A 17038-nucleotide genomic window follows, 5' to 3' on the forward strand; every position below is an offset into this window, starting at 1 on the left:
TTTTTCTGTTCGCTTGACAATACGATCAGTCGATCAGCGGCAACAAGCTGTCGAAACTTGCTTTCGCATCGCCGTAGAACATACGGGTGTTGTCCTTGTAGAATAGCGGGTTTTCGATGCCGGAATAGCCGGTGCCCTGCCCGCGTTTGGACACGAAAACCTGTTTGGCTTTCCACACTTCCAGCACCGGCATACCGGCGATGGGGCTGTTTGGGTCATCCTGTGCCGCCGGGTTCACAATGTCGTTCGAGCCGATGACGATGACCACATCCGTATCCGGGAAGTCGTCATTGATCTCGTCCATTTCCAGCACGATGTCATAGGGCACTTTGGCTTCGGCCAAGAGCACGTTCATATGCCCCGGCAAGCGGCCCGCCACGGGGTGGATGGCAAAGCGCACCGTCTTGCCCTGCGCGCGCAGTTTGCGCGTCAGTTCCGCCACTGTCTGCTGGGCTTGCGCCACTGCCATGCCATAGCCCGGCACGATGACGATGCTGTCCGCCTCGTTCAGCGCAGCTGCCACGCCGCCTGCGTCAATGGCGACCTGTTCACCTTCGACCGCCATTTGCTCGCCAGCAGCGCCGCCGCCGAAGCCGCCAAGAATGACGCTGACAAAGCTGCGGTTCATCGCTTTGCACATGATGTAGCTTAGGATTGCACCGCTAGAGCCGACCAGCGCGCCCACCACGATCAGCAGGTCATTGCCAAGGCTGAAGCCGATCGCCGCCGCCGCCCAGCCCGAGTAGCTGTTGAGCATGGACACCACGACCGGCATGTCGGCCCCGCCGATGCCCATAATCAGGTGATAGCCGATGAACAATGCCAGCAGCGTCAGCAAGATCAGCGTCCAGCTACCGCTTCCGCCCAGATAGGCAAACATCAACGCCAGAGAGCCTGCGGCTGCGGCCGCGTTCAGCATATGCCCGCCCGGCAGTTTCTTGGCCGATGTGTCGACCTTGCCCGCCAGCTTGCCATAGGCAATGACCGACCCGGTGAAGGTGACAGCACCAATCCAGATGCCCAGCACCAGTTCGATGCGCAGAATGGCAATTTCAACGCCGTCCTTCTTGGCCACCAGCGTGGCGAAGGCGCCTTCCACGGCGTCACCGGCCGCTTGTGCGGCCTGCACCATGTTGATGGTCATATCGGCGTTGAAGCCCACGATGACCGCCGCCAGACCAACCAGCGAATGCATGATCGCCACCAGCTCGGGCATCTGCGTCATCTGAACCTTGGTGGCCAGTTGGTAGCCCACGCCCGCGCCAAGCGCGATCAGCACAAGGGAAGCACCCCAAAGCCCCGCGCCCGGCCCGATCAGCGTGCCGATCACGGCAATCGCCATGCCCGCAATGCCATACCAGACCGCGCGTTTGGCGCTTTCCTGGCCAGACAAACCGCCCAAGCTAAGGATGAAAAGAACTGCCGCGACCGCATAGGTCGCAATCGTGAATCCGTATTCCATGACGTGTCCCCCGCCTTAGGATTTCTGGAACATGGCGAGCATGCGCCGTGTCACGAGGAAGCCGCCGAAAATATTGATCGACGCCATGAAGATGCCTGCCGCGGCAAGGATCGTGATCAGCATGCTGCTTGACCCGATTTGGATCAATGCGCCCAAGATGATGATCGACGAAATCGCGTTGGTCACGGCCATCAGCGGTGTGTGCAGCGAATGCGCGACATTCCAGATAACCTGGAACCCGATGAAGACCGACAGCACGAAAACAATGAAATGCTGCATGAAGCTGGCGGGGGCCACAAGCCCCACGGCCAGCAACAGCGCCCCTGCCACGGTCAGCAATGTAACCTGTTGCCGGGTCTGCGCCTTGAAGGCCGCAATCTCTGCCGCACGCTTTTCTTCCGGCGTCGGTTCCTTGACCTTTTCCTTGGGCTTGGCGGCAATCGCGGCCACCTTGGGCGGTGGCGGCGGGAAGGTGATCTCTCCCGCATGGGTGACCGTCGCGCCGCGGATCACGTCATCTTCCATGTTGTGGTTGATGACACCGTCCTTCTCGGGGGTCAGGTCGGTCAGCATGTGGCGAATGTTCGTCGCGTAAAGCGTGGAAGATTGCGTGGCCATCCGCGACGGGAAATCCGTGTAACCGATGATGATGACACCGTTTTCGGTGACAACGCGCTCATCCATCACGGTCAGGTCGCAATTGCCGCCTTTTTCAGCGGCAAGGTCAACGATGACCGATCCCGGCTTCATCATCGCGACCATGTCTTCGGTCCACAGCTTGGGCGCGGGCCGCCCCGGAATCAGCGCCGTGGTGATGACGATATCGACATCGGGCGCCAATTCGCGGAACTTCGCCAGCTGCTTTTCGCGGAATTCGGGGCTGGACGGGGCGGCATAGCCCCCGGTTGCCGCACCGTCCTGCGCCGGTTCGTCGAATTCAAGGAACACGAATTCCGCGCCCATCGATTCGATCTGCTCGGACACTTCCGGGCGCACATCAAACGCCATGGTAATCGCGCCAAGGCTTGTGCTGGTGCCAATCGCGGCCAGGCCCGCCACGCCAGCGCCCACGATCAACACGCGCGCGGGCGGGATCTTGCCCGCCGCCGTCACCTGCCCGGTGAAGAAACGGCCAAAATTGTTGCCCGCTTCGATTACCGCGCGGTAGCCCGCGATATTGGCCATGGATGACAGCGCATCCATTTTCTGCGCGCGGCTGATGCGTGGCACCATGTCCATGGCGATCACGGTCGCGCCGGTTGCCTTGGCCGCTTCCAGCATTTCTGCGTTCTGCGCTGGCCAGAAGAAGGAAATCAGCGTCTGCCCTTCGCGCAGGCGCTTGACCTCGTCCAGTTCCGGTTCGCGCACCTTGACAACGATATCCGACGCATCGAGCACAGCCTGCGCATCGGCCACAACGGTCACGCCAGCAGCCTCGTAGGTTGCATCATTGAACCCGGCGGCATCGCCCGCGCCGGACTGAACAACACATTCATGCCCCAGCTTTTGCAACTGCGCAGCTGAGTCCGGCGTCAATGCGACACGCGCTTCGCCCGGCTTGATCTCTTTTAAGGCCCCGACTTTCACCCGTCGTCCCCCCTTTGCTTGTTGATGCGCCCGTGATGCGGACAAACCCGCGATCTTTTCGATCCTGCGCCTGCATAGCTTGCGCAAGAATATTTCACAAGGTGCCAATAAACGTTACGATAAGATCGTTGCGGCAGTGCAGCGATCCGCTCCTCTCATCACGCATCCTGAATTGCGGAAATGTGCCCGATTTGCAAGGGTTGCCAAACATTTCCGACCGTTTGGCGCGCCGATGCGACCGGGTGTCGCGACGTTGCGCCCTGTGACAGACCGGATTAGACCCAACGCCGAGTGCGGGCGAAAAACGCGTCTGCCTTAGGGCCGAAAGCCGCGCGCAAGCGCGCTTCTTCGGGTTCGATGAAGCGCCGGGTCAGAATCCGGCCCAGAACCGGCACCAAGACCAGCCCCGCAACAGACCCCCAGACCAAGGCCAACCCGCCCAGAAGCAGCAGGTCGGCCAAGTAGATCGGGTTGCGCGACAGGCGATACAAACCGCCGGTAATCAGCTTGGCGGGTTGTTCATGCGGCACAATGGTGGACCGCGCACGCAAGAAAGACAGCGCCGCCGCCCCCATGAGCGCCAGACCCGCCCAAAACAGCAGATTGCCGATCAATGTCAGCGCATCGACCTGAAAGGCCGGGCCAAGCAGCAGCGTTTCAACCTTGGCAAGGCCCAAGGCCCCCAGCAGCCAGACCGGTGGGTAATCAAGCGTCAGCTTCACGGCTGGAACGCCGCGCGCCCGCCTTGCAGCACCAGCACATTGTCATGCCCCATCAGCCGGGCCACCAACATTGCCTGCGATGACAGAATGGCCGTGTTGCAATACATCACCACCATACCGCTTGCGGGCAGTTCATCGGCACGCGCCACGACCTGCCGCCATTCGATATGGATGGCCCCGTCAATCGCATCGGCGGCGTATTCCTCGGCAGAGCGCACATCGACAAAGGTAACACCGGGCAAGATGTCGGCGGTCAGTTGTTCGGGCTGGACAACGCCCTCTGTATAGCCTGCAAAATCCAGATACCCTGCAATATCGTCGGCCAGATCGCTGGCCGCGACGGGCGCACCCCACAAGCTGGCTGCCATCACCGACGCAAGAATAATGCGCATAACGCTCTCCCTTCAAACATGTGATGACATTCAAGTATGTGCATCTGGAATGCAAGAGCCTTGACCTTTGCGCCCCGTGTCGCCACCGATAGGCCCAGCAAAAGGAACCCGCCCATGACCGATTTCGCCGCCACCCGCGCCATGTTCGACCTGCCCAAAGGGGTGATCTACTTGGATGGAAACTCGCTTGGCCCGCTGCCGCACGCCGCGAAAGAGCGGGTCGCGCGGGCCATTGCCGATGAATGGGGGCAAATGCTGATTACCGGCTGGAACAAGGCAGGCTGGATGGACCTGCCCGCCCGCGTCGGCGACCGCGTGGGCCGCTTGATCGGGGCGGCACCGGGAACGGTCGTGATGGGCGATACACTGTCGATCAAGGTTTATCAGGCGCTGGCCTCTGCGTTGGAGCTGCGGCCCGACCGGCGGGTCATCCTGTCCGATACCGGCAATTTCCCTTCAGACCTGTATATGGCCGAGGGGCTGTGCCGCACGCTGGGGTCGGATTATGCCCTAAAAACCGTCGCCCCCGAAGCGGTCGAAGATGCGATTGACGATAGCGTCGCCGTTCTGATGATAACCGAAGTCGATTACCGCACCGGGCGCAAACATGACATGGCCCGCCTGATCGCAAAGGCCCATGCCGCGGGCGCGTTGGTGGTCTGGGATCTGGCGCATTCGGCGGGGGCAATCCCGGTCGATGTGGCGGGCAATGACACGGATTTCGCCGTGGGGTGCAGCTACAAATACCTCAACTCCGGCCCCGGTGGCCCGGCCTTCATCTATGTCGCGCCACGGCTGGCTGACCAAGTGCGCCCGGCGCTGTCGGGTTGGCTGGGGCATGAATCGCCTTTCGCCTTTGACCTAGACTACCGCCCCGGCGCAGGCATTGAGCGGATGCGCGTGGGCACGCCGCCGGTGTTGCAACTGGCAGCACTCGACGCAGCACTTGACGTGTGGGAAGGCGTGGATATGAACGATCTGCGCAGCCGGTCGCTGGAATTGCAAGACAGGTTCATCGCCGTGGTCGAGGCCGCCTGCCCTGCCCTGACCCTTGCCACCCCGCGCGCGCACGCGCAGCGCGGCAGCCAAGTCAGCTTCCGCCATAGCCAAGGCTACGCGATCATGCAGGCGCTGATTGCCGAGGGTGTGATCGGCGATTTCCGCGCACCCGATATTTTGCGTTTCGGATTCACGCCGCTTTACCTGTCGCCCGAAGATGTCACGCAAGCCGCCGAAACGCTTTGCGACATCATGGCCACAGGCCGCTGGGACCGTCCCGAATTTCACGCACGCGCCAAAGTCACCTAAGGCGTGTCACAAGATTGCCGGGTTTTCGGATTAGCCCGGCGACACCCCAAGCCAAAGGCCCGACACGCATGAGCGCAGGCACAGATCCGATCCAGCCCCCCCGCAGTTTCGTGCAGCGCGTGATGCGCGGCGCGGCTTTTACCTCTGGCGGGTTTGTCCTGTCGCAGGGGATGCGCTTTGCCTCTAACCTGATTCTAGCGCGCCTGCTGTTTCCCGAAGCCTTTGGCCTGATGGCGCTGATGGCCATGGTGCTGACCGGGCTGACCATGCTGTCGGATACCGGTGTGCCGCAATCCATTATGCAAAACAAACGCGGCGAAGACCCGGATTTTCTGAACACCGCCTGGACCCTGAACCTGATGCGCGGCGTCGTGCTGTGGTTGATCGCCTGTGCCTTGGCTTGGCCTGCCGCATGGCTTTATGAAGCGCCGGAACTGATGTGGATTCTGCCCTTGGGCGGTCTGTCGCTGGTCATGCTGGGGGCCGCGCCCACGCGCGTGTTCCTTGCGCAGCGCCACCTGCAATTGGGGCGCATCATGGGCATAGAGCTTGGATCGCAGTTCGTTGGCATCCTTGCCATGGTCACGCTGGCTTGGTTGTATCAGACCTATTGGGCGCTGGTCGCTGGCGTTCTGGTCACCGGGCTTGCCAAGCTTGTCATGGAATGGACCCTGCTGACCGGCCCGCGCAACCGCCTGCGCTGGGAACAGGCGGCGGGCCACGAATTGCTGCGCTTTGGCGGTTGGATCATGCTGTCATCCGCCTTTGGCTTTGTGCTGCTGCAAGGCGACCGCGCCATTTTGGGCGTGTTCCTGACGGTGGAAAAACTGGGCATCTACAATATCGCCTATTTCCTAGCCTTCTTTCCCGTTCTCATGGCCCATACCATGATGTCGAAACTGCTGATCCCGTCCTACCGCGAAATGTTCGCCGGGCGGGACGGCGAACATGACCGCAAAATCCGCCGTATGCGCATGGGCTTGACCGCGGCTGTCATGGCAATGCTGACCATCATGGCGCTGATCGGGCCTGCGCTGATCGACCTGCTTTACGACGACCGCTATGCAGAGGCCGGGCCGATCATCGTCATGATTAGCTGCGCGCAGATGTTCTCGCTGGTTATCCTGACTTATGAACAGGCGGCGCTCGCGCGGGGCGACTCGCGACGGTTTTTCTGGGTCGTCGCCTTTCGCGCCACAGTGCAAACCGGCTGCTTTGTGACAGGGGCCGCACTGGCAGGGTTGCCGGGCGCGCTTTTGGGACAGGCCATCGCCTTTGTGCTGGCCTATCCGGCGGTGGCGGCACTGGCGCGGCATACAGGCGTCTGGGACAAACGGCATGACGCGATCTTTGGGGCGCTGGCGTTCGTGCCTATTGCGGCGGCGCTCAGCCTGCACTGGGACAAGATCGCACCGCTGCTTCCGTAATGCTTACACTATCGTAACCCCCTGCGGGCTATTTCTGATCTCGAACTTGCAGAAGCGTTCGAATCGGAGTGTGCCTTGCCCGCATCCAGACCCGCCCGTTATGGCCTGAAATCCGCTTGGCTTTGCTTTGCCGCAGCCTCGGCAATACTGATCGCAGCCTTTGGGCCTGCATTGGCGGCGTCGGACGCTGCACTTTGCGACCGCGCAGCCCTTGCCGCCGCGCAAAGGCACAACGTGCCCCCCGATGTGCTGCGCACGGTGGCCTTGCTGGAAACCGGGCGCAAACAGGGCGGGGCCATGCGCCCCTGGCCATGGGCGCTGAACGCAGGTGGCCAAAGCCATTGGCTGCCCGACAAATCAGGTGCCAAGGCCACCGCGCGCGCCCTCCTCGACAGCGGGCGGCGCAATCTCGATTTCGGCTGTTTCCAGCTGAACTACCGCTGGCATGGCGAAAACTTCGCCAGCCTCGACGACATGCTCGACCCGGCGCAGAATGCCGATTATGCGGCGCGCTACCTACGCTCGCATTATCAGCGCTTGGGCGACTGGAAAGAAGCGGTCGGGGCCTATCACTCACGCAACCCCGATCATGCCAAGCGCTATCTGGCGCGCTATGAAGGCTATGCGCGCCAACTTCTGCCCGCTGCTGATCTGGCAGTGAACCCCTTGGCGCACCCCACCGCCACGCGCCCCGCACAGACTGGCTTTGCGCTGCTTACAGGCCCCGGCGCGGGCAGTCGCGGCTCGCTCGTGCCGGCCTCTATATTGGGCGGGGCGCGGCCACTGATCCAGCTTGGGAAAACCGCGAAATGACACTGCTCAACCCGCGTTTGGTGTTTCAACCCACGATCCTGCTGGCGCTCGCCCTCATGGCAGTGATCGTGATGATGATCCTGCCCATCCCGGCTTGGGCGCTGGACCTTGGGCTGGCCCTGTCCTTCGGGCTGGCGATCCTGATGTTCACGGTCACACTGTTCATTCAGCGCCCGCTGGATTTTTCGATCTTCCCGACCGTGCTTTTGGCGTCGCTCATGCTGCGTTTGTCGCTGAACGTATCCTCGACCAAACTTATCATAGGCGAAGGGCATACCGGCACGGATGCGGCTGGCGGCGTGATCCAAGGCTTTGCCAATTTCGTCATGGGCGGATCGGTGTTTCTGGGGGTCGTGATCTTCCTTGTGCTGCTGATCGTGAATTTCATCGTCATCACCAAGGGCGCAGGCCGCATGGCCGAAGTGGGCGCACGCTTCGCGCTGGACGGGATGCCGGGCAAACAGCTTGCCATTGACAGCGACATGTCGGCGGGTGCCATCGACCATGCCGAAGCCAAGCGCCGCCGCGAAACCGAACAGGCGGAAACCAATTTCTACGGCTCGCTGGATGGCGCGTCGAAATTCGTCAAGGGCGACGCGGTGGCGGGGCTGCTCATCACCCTTCTGAATATTATCATGGGGCTGATAAACGGCACCATGATGCATGGCATGTCACTGGGCAACGCGTTTGAAACCTACGCCATTCTGACCGTGGGCGACGGGCTGGTCAGCCAGATCCCGGCGGTCATCATCTCTATCGCGGCCGCACTTCTGCTGGCGCGTGGCGGGGCAAATGGCGCAACCGACAGCCAGCTCTTCGACCAATTGGGCCGCTACCCTTCGGCGCTGGCCACGGTGGGGGTGCTGATGGGCCTGTTCGCGCTGGTGCCGGGCTTGCCCTTCGTGCCCTTCATGGCGGGGGCGGCGCTGCTTATCGGTCTGGCCTGGATCGCGCAGCGCAAAGCCGCGCAGGCCGCCGAACCCGAAGCTGTCCCGCTGCCTGCCTCTGCGCCCGGGCCGGGCTTGGGAGACGTGCTCGACCTTGACGAAATTCATGTCCAATTCGCCCCCGACCTTGTGCCAATGGTGCTGGACCCCGCGCTTGGGCTGGATGCGCGTATCAGCAACATTCGCGCCCATGTCGCGCGCGAATTCGGGCTGATCCTGCCCGAAATCCGCCTGACGGACGAGGCCAGCCTGCCCGCAGGCAGCTATGCCATTCTGATCCACGGGGTCGAACAGGCCCGCGACCGGCTGCGGCAAGACAAGGTGCTGGCCCTGATCGGCGCCGACAAGACCCTTGCCACACCGGGAGAGGACGTGTCCGAACCCGTATACCATGCCCCGGCCCGCTGGATTGACCGCGCCGCACAGGAAGACGCCGCACTCTCGGGCGCAACGGTCGTTGCCCCCATAGAAGTGCTGGCCACCCATCTGCTGGAAGTGCTGAAAGCGAACCTTGGGCGGCTTCTGACATATCGCAGCCTGAACCGCGTGCTGGACGAATTGAGCAGCCTGAGCGATGCCACGCGCGCCGATGCCAACAAACGGCTGCTGTCAGAACTGATCCCCGACAAGGTGCCGCTCGACACGCTGCTAAGCGTGCTGCGCTTGTTGTTGGACGAACGTGTGTCAATCCGCAACCTGCCGCTTATCCTAGAAGCGCTGGCAGAAATGCGCGGCACGGGCCAATCGCCCGAAACCCTGTGCGAACATGTGCGCCAGCGGTTGGGTTTTCAGCTTGTCGCCAAGCTAAAGCGCCCCGATGGCACAGTGCCGCTGGTGCAGCTTGCCCCGGAATGGGAAACCCTGTTTTCCACTTACCAACTTTCCGGCGATCAGGGCAGCGCCGACATCGCCTTGCCGCCAGAGGATTTCGGACGCCTGACAAACAGCATTGCCGAGAAGCTGTCAGGGCTTGGCGCAAATGGCATCAGCCCGGCGCTGGTCATTTCGTCGCGCCGCCGCCGGTTCCTGCGCACGGCGATGGTGGCCAAGGGGCTGCAAGCGCCAGTGCTCAGCTACGAGGAAATCGGCTTCGAGGCGCGGCCCGCGCTGGTCGGAACGGTCGCGGCATGAGCGCCGATCTGGTCGCAGCGCTGAATGACCTTGGCGCGGCTTTCGGCCCCATATTGCAGGCCGCATTGGTCGTGTTCCTGCGCGTCGGCGCGATGATGACCTTGCTGCCCGCCTTCGGCGAAGCGGTCGTCCCGGTCCGGGTGCGCATCGCATTGGCACTGGCCTTCACCGCCGTCATCACCCCCGCGCTGGCCCCCGATCTTCCCCCCTTGCCGCAAAGCCCGGTGCCACTTCTTTCCCTTGTTGCCACGGAAACCGTTGCCGGGTTTGCCTTGGGCGCGGGGCTGCGCTTGTTCGTGGTGGTGCTGCAAATTGCCGGAACCATCGCCGCGCAAGCCACGTCGCTATCGCAATTTTTTGGTGGCGCAGGGGTGGACCCGCAACCGGCCATGTCGCAAATTCTGGTCATGGGCGGGCTGGCCTTGGCGGTCACATTGGGGCTGCATGTGCGGCTGACGGAATTGCTGCTGCTGTCCTATCAATTCATTGCGCCCGGCCGCTTCCCCAACGCAAGCGATATGGGCGATTGGGGCGTGGCGCAGGTCTCGCGCGCTTTCGCGCTGGCCTTTTCGCTGTCTATGCCATTCGTCATCCTATCGCTGGTCTTCTACGTTGCGCTTGGCGCCATCAACAAAGCCATGCCGCAATTGATGGTCGCCTTTGTCGGGGCGCCCGCGATCACCTTTGCCGGGCTGGCGCTTTTGTTGCTGACCGTGCCGATGATCCTGCCAATCTGGCATGACGCATTTGCCAGCTTCATTGCCGACCCGTTGGAGGGCACGCCATGAGCGAAGAGGACAGCACCGAAAAGGAATTCGAGGCAAGCCAGCGCAAGCTGGAAGAGCAGCGCCGCAAGGGCGAGGTGCCACGCTCGACCGATATCAATACCGCCGCCGCCTATCTGGGGCTGCTGATCGCGGCCGTGGCACTTGGGCAATCCGGCATAACCCGGCTTGGAGAGTTGGGCACCGTGCTGCTGCAACAGGCCGACAGCCTGTCGGCACTGGCCGCACAGGGCGCGCGCCCTGTGATCGGCACCGTCATTGCTGACACCGTGCTGGCCAGCCTGCCCCTATTCGCACTGCCCTTCGCGCTGGTCTGGGCGGCCTTGTTTGCGCAGCGCGCCGTCATTTTCGCCCCCGAGAAACTGCACCCCAAGCTGTCGCGCATTTCCCTGATCTCGAACGCGCAAAACAAGTTCGGGCGGGGCGGCTTGTTCGAATTCGCCAAGAGCACCGTCAAACTGGCGGTCATCTCTGCGGTGCTGTGGGTGTTCCTGTTGCACGAATTGCCCAATATTCTGCACAGCCTGTATCTGACCCCGGCGCTCGCCTCGACAGAGCTGATGCAGATGGTCCTGCGCTTTTTGCTGCTGGTTTTCGTGCTGTCCATGCTTATCGGCGCGATCGATTTTTTCTGGCAACGCGCAGAGCATCTGCGCAAGAACCGCATGTCGCACAAGGAAATGCGCGACGACATGAAGTCGACAGAGGGCGACCCCCATGCCAAAAGCGAACGCACCCGCCGAGGGCGCGAGATTGCCACCAACCGCATGTTGGCAGATGTGCCGCAAGCGAATGTGGTGATCGTGAACCCCGAACATTATGCCGTCGCGCTGAAATGGTCCGCCACCGATCTGGGCGCGCCGGTCTGCGTGGCCAAGGGCACCGATGAGGTTGCCGCGCGCATCCGCGAGCGCGCGCAAGAAGCAGGTGTGCCCTTGCACCGCGACCCGCCCACTGCCCGCGCGCTGCATGCCAGTGTCGATATCGGCGCGGAAATTGCGCCGGAACATTACGGCGCGGTCGCTGCCGCCATCCGCTTTGCAGAGGCGATGCGCGCCAAGGCCGCCAAAGGCCGCTGGGCATGAGCGGCGCTGGGTTGGAGCAATTGGGCCAGCTTGCCGCGCTGTTGCGCGACCGCGATCTTGCGCGGCTGGGCAGGCTTGCGCGCGAACGTCAGGCGCTTGCGAACAAAATCGACCGCCTATCCACCCGGATCGAGATTGACGAAGATCCGGCACTGAATGCCGCGCGTCTGGCCCATGCGCGCTGGGCAGAGCAAAACCGCATTCGCCTGAACCCGGTTCTGGCCCGCCAGACCGCGCAGGTCATGGCCCAAAAAGCGGTTTGCGCCCGCAGCATGGGGCGCGCGCAAGTGCTGGAGAAACTGCGCGCCAAACGCGCCCCGAAAGGTCAGGAGCGCTAGATCACCCAAGCACCCGCGCGCATCAGCGGCACCGGGTCGGCGCCGTTGCGCAGCCCGTCCACATCGGTGCGCCCGTCGCCAATCATCCAATCCACATGGATCAGGCTGGAATTGCCGCCGCGCGCCGCGATCTCTTGCGGGGACAGGTCGGTCCCGTCCAAGCATGACGCATAACATTGCCCCATGGCGATATGCGACGCCGCGTTTTCATCAAACAGCGTGTTGTAGAACAGATGCCCGCATTGCGACACCGGCGAGCCATGCGGCACGAGCGCCACTTCGCCCAAACGTGCCGCCCCCGCATCGGTGCCGATCATCTGCGACAGCACGTCTTGTCCGCGAGTCGCCGTGGCGGATACCGCCCGCCCGCCCTCAAAGCGCATCTCGATCGCCTCGATCAGCGTGCCGTGGTGCGACAGGGGTTTCGTCGCACGCACCACCCCATCGACCCGGTCGGCATGGGGGGTGGTGAACACTTCTTCGGTCGGAATATTGGGGTTACATGTTACGCCGTTGCGCGCCTGTGACGCGCCGCCTTGCCAGACATGGCCATCGGCCAAACCGACACGCAAATCCGTGCCTGCGCCGGTAAAATGCAGCGCGTCAAAGCGCGCTGTGTTCAGCGCGGCGCAGCGGGCAGCCAGCGCGGCATTATGCTCGGCCCAAGCGGCGACCGGGTCGTCGCGGTCCAGTCGCGCGGTGCGCGCAATTGACTGGGCCAGTTTCGCCACCGCCTCGGCCTCTGGCAAATCGGGGAAGATGCGTGCAGCCCAGGCCGGTGTCGGGCAGGCGATGATCGACCAGTTTATCCGAAACCCAGCGATATGCGACAGCGCCGGGCGGTAGGCCGACGCATTGGCGTGGTTGGCGCGGCCGACATGGGCGCTGTTCTGGTCCGACAGCAAAAACGGGTCTTCGCCCACCAGCGCCAAGCGGGCAGCCCCGTCACTACAGGCTTGCGCCATCCCGTCATACAGCCAGCCCGGCGCATGATCGAACGCGGCGTCCGTGCCGTGCAGATAGCGCGCGCGCGTGATTTCCGCGTCGCTCAGGATGGGTGTTACCAGTTTTGCCCCGGCGCGATAGGCTTCTGCCGTGATAGCGCGGGCCAAGGGCAAGGCGCTTGTGGGCGCGGTCATGACCAATTCCTGCTCGGGTTGCAGGTTTACACCAACCCGCACCGCAAGCCGCGCCAGCGCCTGCAACATATCTTGGTCCAGATCGGTCATATCACGCATCCCAGCCTCCATGTTATTGGCCAGAAGCTGGGTCATCACAGGCGCGGGGTCAAGCGCCGTTGCGCAGGATATTGGTGATAAGCACTTCAAACACCACGCCGTCGCCCATGACCTGCACAGCCGATTCCAGCAACGCCTTGCGCAGCAGCGCCAAGGTGTTATGCGCGGTGAACATCCCCTCGAACCCGCCGGTATTGGCATGGTCAAACAGGATTTGCAGCATCCGGTCGCGCAGCAACGGCTCTTTGTCGGCAACCGCAAGACTGCTGCTTGCCTCAACCTCCAGCGCCAGTTCGATCACCACGATAGAGGTCACGCGCCCCGCCGCGACCAACGGGACAAGGAACTGTCCGTCGAACTCGTAAAGCTCGGTCACAGGGGCTTCGATCGGCGCTGCCGCTTCGGTCTGCGTGCCTTCGGGCAGCGGTTCTGGCGCCGGGCGCAGCACAAAGCCAGCCCCCGCCCCGCCCGCAAGGCCCAGCAACATCAACAGGATCGGTAGGATCTTGGCCATGGCCCCTCCAGATGCCCTTAGAAAGGCGTGATGATTTCCAGAATCTGCGATCCATAGCGCGGCTGCTGCACGCCAGAGAGGATACCGCGCCCACCATAGGAAATGCGCGCATTGGCGATCTTGTCATAGCCGATCTCATTTTGGCGCGAGATATCGGCGGGGCGCACATAGCCGGTGACAAGCAATTCGCGCAATTCATGATTGACGCGCACCTCTTGCCGCCCTTCGATGCGCAGAATGTCATTGGGCAGCCGTTCCACCACGGTCGAGGCGACACGCAGGGTCAGTTGTTCATTGCGGCTGACGGACCCGCTGCCGGAAAACTCTGTCCCGCCTTGGGTTTCGATCCCGGCTGCAAGGCTTAGGCCCCCCGGCAAATTGCGGTCAATCGCTTCGGGAATGCCGAAAAGCGACGGACCGGCCATGCTATTGGAACCGCTGCGCCCGCGCGCGGTGGTGTTTGACATCTGCGCGCTGTCGTCAATCTCTATGACCACGGTCAGAATATCGCCGGGCGAGGACGCGCGCCGGTCCCCAAGTAAAGAACGCTCCCCGGCCGACCAGAGCGAGGCGCGGTCCTTGGGCGTGTCAACCACGCTTTCATCGGGCAACGGCACCCGATATAGGGCAGCATGTTCGAAACCATCCTCTGGGGCGGTGAAATCTGGTGCGCGCCCCACTTGGGATAGCGGTTCGCAGGCCAAAAGCGGCAGGCACATCAAAGGCAGTATCAGCGGGCGCATGGGGTTTCCTTCGCGGCAGGGGGTGCATGTCTCATGGCGTTGTTGTCGGGCCGACATCGACCTGGCCGAAGCTGGTGACACGGCCCTGCACCGATTGGCGCGAGGCAAGGTTCATCACCGTCACCGTATCGCCCAGTGCCGCGCGCCCCAGCGCGCGCCCTTCCGAACGTATGGTCAGACCGCCTTGGCGATAGAGCATCGTGACGGTTTCGTTGCGCTCTATCACCGCGGCGGGCGCAAGGTCGGCCAGCCGCAGCGGGCGGCCCGGATAGATGGCGACACGCGCTTCCAGCCCAACCACCTGCACCGGGTCGCTGGCCACGCCCGGAAGTTGGCCGCGCTGCACGGCCACATCGCCCGCGCGCACCACCTCTGTCGCGCGGATAAGCCGGGTTGCGACCAAGGCGTCGGCAAAGGCCGGCAGCGGCACCAACACCAGCAGCACAAGCGGCCACATCAGCGCACCTGCGTCGTTGCGCCCATCATCTGGTCGGCGGCGGTGATGACCTTGGCATTCAGTTCATAGCCACGCTGCGCCTTGATAAGTTCAGTCATCTCGCGCACCGGGTCGACTGAGCTTTCTTCCAGATAGCCTTGGCGCAAGGTGCCCAAGCCATCTTGGCCCGGCACGCCCTGAAAGGCGGGGCCAGAGGCTTCGGTTTCCAAAAACAGGTTCGAGCCGATCGCCTCTAGCCCCTTTTCATTGGTGAAATTGGCAAGGGTCAACTGCCCCAGACGCTGCGGCTGGATATTGCCGATGAAATAGGCGAATATCTCACCCTCTGAATTGATGCTTAGATCGCGCGCGTCACTCGGGATAACGATGCCGGGGGCCAGTTCGTAGCCTTCGGAATTCACGATCAACCCGTCGCCGGTGCGCTTCAGGCCACCGTCGCGGGTATAGGCCGCATCGCCATTGGGCAGGGTCACTTCCAGATAGCCTTTGCCTTCGATCGCGACATCCAGATCATTGCCGGTATAGGTTGAAGCCCCTTGCTGGATTTGCATCCCCACCGCGGCTGGTCGCACGCCAAGCCCAACCTGCACGCCGGTGGGCAACACCGTGCCGTCAGAGGCCGAGATGGAACCGGCGCGCGCGAATTGCTGGTAATGCAGGTCGGCGAATTCGGCGCGGCGGGCATTATACCCCGTGGTGCTCATATTCGCGAGATTGTTGGAAATTGTATCCACACGCATTTGTTGTGCGGTCATGCCGGTCGCGGCAATTTGCAGGGCTTTCATTCGAACCTCCGGTTCTGGTTAACGGCCAAGTGTCTGGATCACGCCCTTGATGCGGTCATCCTCGCGGTCCATCAGGCTTTTGCCGCGCTCATAGGCGCGCTGCACTTCGATCATGCGCGACAATTCCAGCATCGGGTCGACATTCGATTCTTCGAGGAAACCTTGCAGGATTTGCGGGTTCTCGACCGGGACCACGTCGCCCTCGACCGCGAAAAGCGTGCCTGCCGCGCGCGAGATGGCGACCGGGTCGGCGGGCATGACCAGCCCGACCTGCCCCAACGGCACGCCATTTGCCGACAGAGTGCCATCGCGCGCCAGTTTCACATCGCGCGCATCCGGGGGCACGAAGATCGGCGCGCCCCCGGCATCAAGCAGCCGATGACCATCGGGGTTGACCAGTTCACCTGCCGCATTCGGGGTGAATATACCCGCGCGTGTCAGCCTTGGGCCTTGGGCGGTTTCCAACTGGAAAAACCCGTCGCCTTCGACCGCGAAATCAAACGGAGCATTGGTCTGCGACATGCCCCCCTGAAGCTGTATTGTCTGGCGCGTATTGCCCAACGCCATCGAGATTGACGGCTCGGCCCTTCCCATGCCGACCACGAATTCGGAAAAGACAACGCCTTCGCGGCGATAGCCCGTGGTGGCGGCGTTGGCGATATTATGCGCCACCACCTGCAATTCGCGCTGCAACCCCGACATTCGGGTCAGCATAACATAAGATGCATTGTCCATCTTAGCCCCCCGCGATCAGTGGTAGGATTTCGTCCTGAAAATAGCTGACCAGCGTGGCGGTCATAAAGCTCATCGAGACCCAGAACACCGCGACAATGGCCAAAAGTTTTGGCACGAAGGTTAGCGACATTTCCTGAATAGAAGTCAGCGCCTGAAACAAGCCAACGCCCACCCCCGCTACCAGCGCCGCCCCAAGGATGGGCGCAGAGATCAGCGTGCCGATCCACAGCCCTTGCCGCAGAGTGTCGAAAAAGATCACCTCATCCATGGTGTCAGACCGGCATCCGAAGGATTTCCAGATAGGCTTCGACCACCCTGTCGCGCACGCTGACGGCGGTCTGCACGGCAAGCTCTGTATCGGCCAGCGCCTGCACAAGCGCATGGGGGTCGGCCCCGCTGACCATAGAGGCCGTGGCCGCCTGTTCATTGGCATGTAGCCCAGACACGACCCCCCCGACCGCCTGCCCAAAAGCCGCCTCGGCGCGGGCTGGGGTTGGGCCGGGTTGGGCCGCGTCGCGGGCGCGGTCATAGCCGCTGATGGCAAGAGAAGATGGAATTTGCATTGGTTT

The 17038-nt window shown here is 62.5% G+C and carries 19 protein-coding genes; 7 read left to right on the plus strand and 12 right to left on the minus strand.

Features of this window, described 5'->3' with window-relative positions; all coding sequences use genetic code 11:
- Positions 1 to 25 precede the first annotated feature (25 nt).
- From AWT76_RS09160 to AWT76_RS09175, 4 genes are all read right to left on the minus strand, one after another.
- Positions 26 to 1462 (minus strand): NAD(P)(+) transhydrogenase (Re/Si-specific) subunit beta, encoded by a 1437-nt coding sequence (locus AWT76_RS09160; protein WP_072246083.1) that lies wholly within the window; start codon positions 1460 to 1462, stop codon positions 26 to 28.
- A 15-nt stretch (positions 1463 to 1477) separates the two neighbouring features.
- Positions 1478 to 3049: a Re/Si-specific NAD(P)(+) transhydrogenase subunit alpha gene (locus tag AWT76_RS09165; protein WP_072246084.1), complete on the minus strand. Its 1572-nt coding sequence runs from the start codon at positions 3047 to 3049 to the stop codon at positions 1478 to 1480.
- Positions 3050 to 3324: 275 nt separating this feature from the next.
- Complete coding sequence (locus AWT76_RS09170) at positions 3325 to 3771, minus strand: methyltransferase family protein (RefSeq protein WP_141655920.1); 447 nt, start codon at positions 3769 to 3771, stop codon at positions 3325 to 3327.
- A complete protein-coding gene (locus AWT76_RS09175; RefSeq protein WP_072246085.1) occupies positions 3768 to 4163 on the minus strand; it encodes a rhodanese-like domain-containing protein in 396 nt (131 codons plus the stop codon). Before AWT76_RS09175 ends, AWT76_RS09170 begins: the two co-directional genes overlap by 4 nt.
- Before the next feature lie 114 nt (positions 4164 to 4277).
- Here AWT76_RS09175 and kynU point away from each other — a divergent pair, with 114 nt between their 5' ends.
- The 7 genes from kynU (at position 4278) to AWT76_RS09210 (ending at position 11997) form a co-directional block, all read left to right on the plus strand.
- A complete protein-coding gene (gene kynU / locus AWT76_RS09180; protein ID WP_072246086.1) occupies positions 4278 to 5471 on the plus strand; it encodes a kynureninase in 1194 nt (397 codons plus the stop codon).
- A gap of 68 nt (positions 5472 to 5539) precedes the next feature.
- Positions 5540 to 6898, plus strand: a complete 1359-nt coding sequence (locus AWT76_RS09185) for an oligosaccharide flippase family protein (RefSeq protein ID WP_072246087.1) — start codon at positions 5540 to 5542, stop codon at positions 6896 to 6898.
- 75 nt (positions 6899 to 6973) lie between these two features.
- A complete protein-coding gene (locus AWT76_RS09190) occupies positions 6974 to 7711 on the plus strand; it encodes a lytic transglycosylase domain-containing protein (protein ID WP_082700156.1) in 738 nt (245 codons plus the stop codon).
- Positions 7708 to 9789 carry a flagellar biosynthesis protein FlhA gene (flhA, locus tag AWT76_RS09195; RefSeq protein ID WP_072246088.1) on the plus strand — a complete coding sequence of 694 codons (2082 nt, stop codon included), beginning with the start codon at positions 7708 to 7710 and terminating at the stop codon, positions 9787 to 9789. Before AWT76_RS09190 ends, flhA begins: the two co-directional genes overlap by 4 nt.
- Positions 9786 to 10577: a flagellar biosynthetic protein FliR gene (locus AWT76_RS09200; protein WP_072246089.1), complete on the plus strand. Its 792-nt coding sequence runs from the start codon at positions 9786 to 9788 to the stop codon at positions 10575 to 10577. The genes flhA and AWT76_RS09200 overlap by 4 nt, the downstream gene beginning before the upstream one ends.
- A complete protein-coding gene (locus AWT76_RS09205; RefSeq protein ID WP_072246090.1) occupies positions 10574 to 11659 on the plus strand; it encodes an EscU/YscU/HrcU family type III secretion system export apparatus switch protein in 1086 nt (361 codons plus the stop codon). The genes AWT76_RS09200 and AWT76_RS09205 overlap by 4 nt, the downstream gene beginning before the upstream one ends.
- Entirely contained in the window at positions 11656 to 11997 is a 342-nt protein-coding gene (locus tag AWT76_RS09210; RefSeq protein WP_072246091.1) for a hypothetical protein, read from the plus strand. Before AWT76_RS09205 ends, AWT76_RS09210 begins: the two co-directional genes overlap by 4 nt.
- Here the strand turns inward: AWT76_RS09210 and AWT76_RS09215 are convergent.
- Genes AWT76_RS09215 through fliE form a run of 8 tightly spaced genes read right to left on the minus strand, consistent with a single transcriptional unit; the run spans position 11994 to position 17032 of the window.
- Positions 11994 to 13235: an aminopeptidase gene (locus AWT76_RS09215; protein ID WP_342667165.1), complete on the minus strand. Its 1242-nt coding sequence runs from the start codon at positions 13233 to 13235 to the stop codon at positions 11994 to 11996. The two genes, AWT76_RS09210 and AWT76_RS09215, sit on opposite strands and share 4 nt — an antisense overlap.
- A 49-nt stretch (positions 13236 to 13284) precedes the next feature.
- Entirely contained in the window at positions 13285 to 13749 is a 465-nt protein-coding gene (locus AWT76_RS09220; RefSeq protein WP_072246092.1) for a flagellar basal body-associated FliL family protein, read from the minus strand.
- A 17-nt stretch (positions 13750 to 13766) separates the two neighbouring features.
- On the minus strand, positions 13767 to 14492 hold the full coding sequence (gene flgH / locus AWT76_RS09225) for a flagellar basal body L-ring protein FlgH (protein WP_072246093.1): 726 nt from the start codon (positions 14490 to 14492) through the stop codon (positions 13767 to 13769).
- Between the two features lie 31 nt (positions 14493 to 14523).
- Entirely contained in the window at positions 14524 to 14949 is a 426-nt protein-coding gene (gene flgA, locus AWT76_RS09230) for a flagellar basal body P-ring formation chaperone FlgA (protein ID WP_072246094.1), read from the minus strand.
- On the minus strand, positions 14949 to 15734 hold the full coding sequence (flgG, locus tag AWT76_RS09235; protein WP_072246095.1) for a flagellar basal-body rod protein FlgG: 786 nt from the start codon (positions 15732 to 15734) through the stop codon (positions 14949 to 14951). The genes flgA and flgG overlap by 1 nt, the downstream gene beginning before the upstream one ends.
- Positions 15735 to 15752: 18 nt before the next feature.
- The gene (locus AWT76_RS09240; RefSeq protein WP_072246096.1) at positions 15753 to 16469 is read right to left on the minus strand and encodes a flagellar hook-basal body complex protein; all 717 of its coding nucleotides are present in this window, start codon (positions 16467 to 16469) and stop codon (positions 15753 to 15755) included.
- Between the two features lies 1 nt (position 16470).
- A complete protein-coding gene (locus AWT76_RS09245; protein ID WP_072246097.1) occupies positions 16471 to 16737 on the minus strand; it encodes a flagellar biosynthetic protein FliQ in 267 nt (88 codons plus the stop codon).
- A gap of 4 nt (positions 16738 to 16741) precedes the next feature.
- Positions 16742 to 17032 (minus strand): flagellar hook-basal body complex protein FliE, encoded by a 291-nt coding sequence (fliE, locus tag AWT76_RS09250; RefSeq protein WP_072246098.1) that lies wholly within the window; start codon positions 17030 to 17032, stop codon positions 16742 to 16744.
- Between the last annotated feature and the right edge of the window lie 6 nt (positions 17033 to 17038).

Origin of the sequence: Roseibaca calidilacus, assembly GCF_001517585.1 — a bacterium.
GTDB classification, from domain to species: Bacteria; Pseudomonadota; Alphaproteobacteria; order Rhodobacterales; family Rhodobacteraceae; genus Roseinatronobacter; species Roseinatronobacter calidilacus.

Coding starts and splice junctions, on each gene's coding strand:
- AWT76_RS09160 (WP_072246083.1), bottom strand. CDS start 1,462: ATGGAATACGGATTCACGATTGCGACCTATGCGGTCGCGGCAGTTCTT.
- AWT76_RS09175 (WP_072246085.1), bottom strand. CDS start 4,163: ATGCGCATTATTCTTGCGTCGGTGATGGCAGCCAGCTTGTGGGGTGCG.
- kynU (WP_072246086.1), top strand. CDS start 4,278: ATGACCGATTTCGCCGCCACCCGCGCCATGTTCGACCTGCCCAAAGGG.
- AWT76_RS09185 (WP_072246087.1), top strand. CDS start 5,540: ATGAGCGCAGGCACAGATCCGATCCAGCCCCCCCGCAGTTTCGTGCAG.
- flhA (WP_072246088.1), top strand. CDS start 7,708: ATGACACTGCTCAACCCGCGTTTGGTGTTTCAACCCACGATCCTGCTG.
- AWT76_RS09200 (WP_072246089.1), top strand. CDS start 9,786: ATGAGCGCCGATCTGGTCGCAGCGCTGAATGACCTTGGCGCGGCTTTC.
- AWT76_RS09205 (WP_072246090.1), top strand. CDS start 10,574: ATGAGCGAAGAGGACAGCACCGAAAAGGAATTCGAGGCAAGCCAGCGC.
- AWT76_RS09210 (WP_072246091.1), top strand. CDS start 11,656: ATGAGCGGCGCTGGGTTGGAGCAATTGGGCCAGCTTGCCGCGCTGTTG.
- AWT76_RS09215 (WP_342667165.1), bottom strand. CDS start 13,235: ATGCGTGATATGACCGATCTGGACCAAGATATGTTGCAGGCGCTGGCG.
- AWT76_RS09220 (WP_072246092.1), bottom strand. CDS start 13,749: ATGGCCAAGATCCTACCGATCCTGTTGATGTTGCTGGGCCTTGCGGGC.
- flgH (WP_072246093.1), bottom strand. CDS start 14,492: ATGCGCCCGCTGATACTGCCTTTGATGTGCCTGCCGCTTTTGGCCTGC.
- flgA (WP_072246094.1), bottom strand. CDS start 14,949: ATGTGGCCGCTTGTGCTGCTGGTGTTGGTGCCGCTGCCGGCCTTTGCC.
- flgG (WP_072246095.1), bottom strand. CDS start 15,734: ATGAAAGCCCTGCAAATTGCCGCGACCGGCATGACCGCACAACAAATG.
- AWT76_RS09240 (WP_072246096.1), bottom strand. CDS start 16,469: ATGGACAATGCATCTTATGTTATGCTGACCCGAATGTCGGGGTTGCAG.
- AWT76_RS09245 (WP_072246097.1), bottom strand. CDS start 16,737: ATGGATGAGGTGATCTTTTTCGACACTCTGCGGCAAGGGCTGTGGATC.
- fliE (WP_072246098.1), bottom strand. CDS start 17,032: ATGCAAATTCCATCTTCTCTTGCCATCAGCGGCTATGACCGCGCCCGC.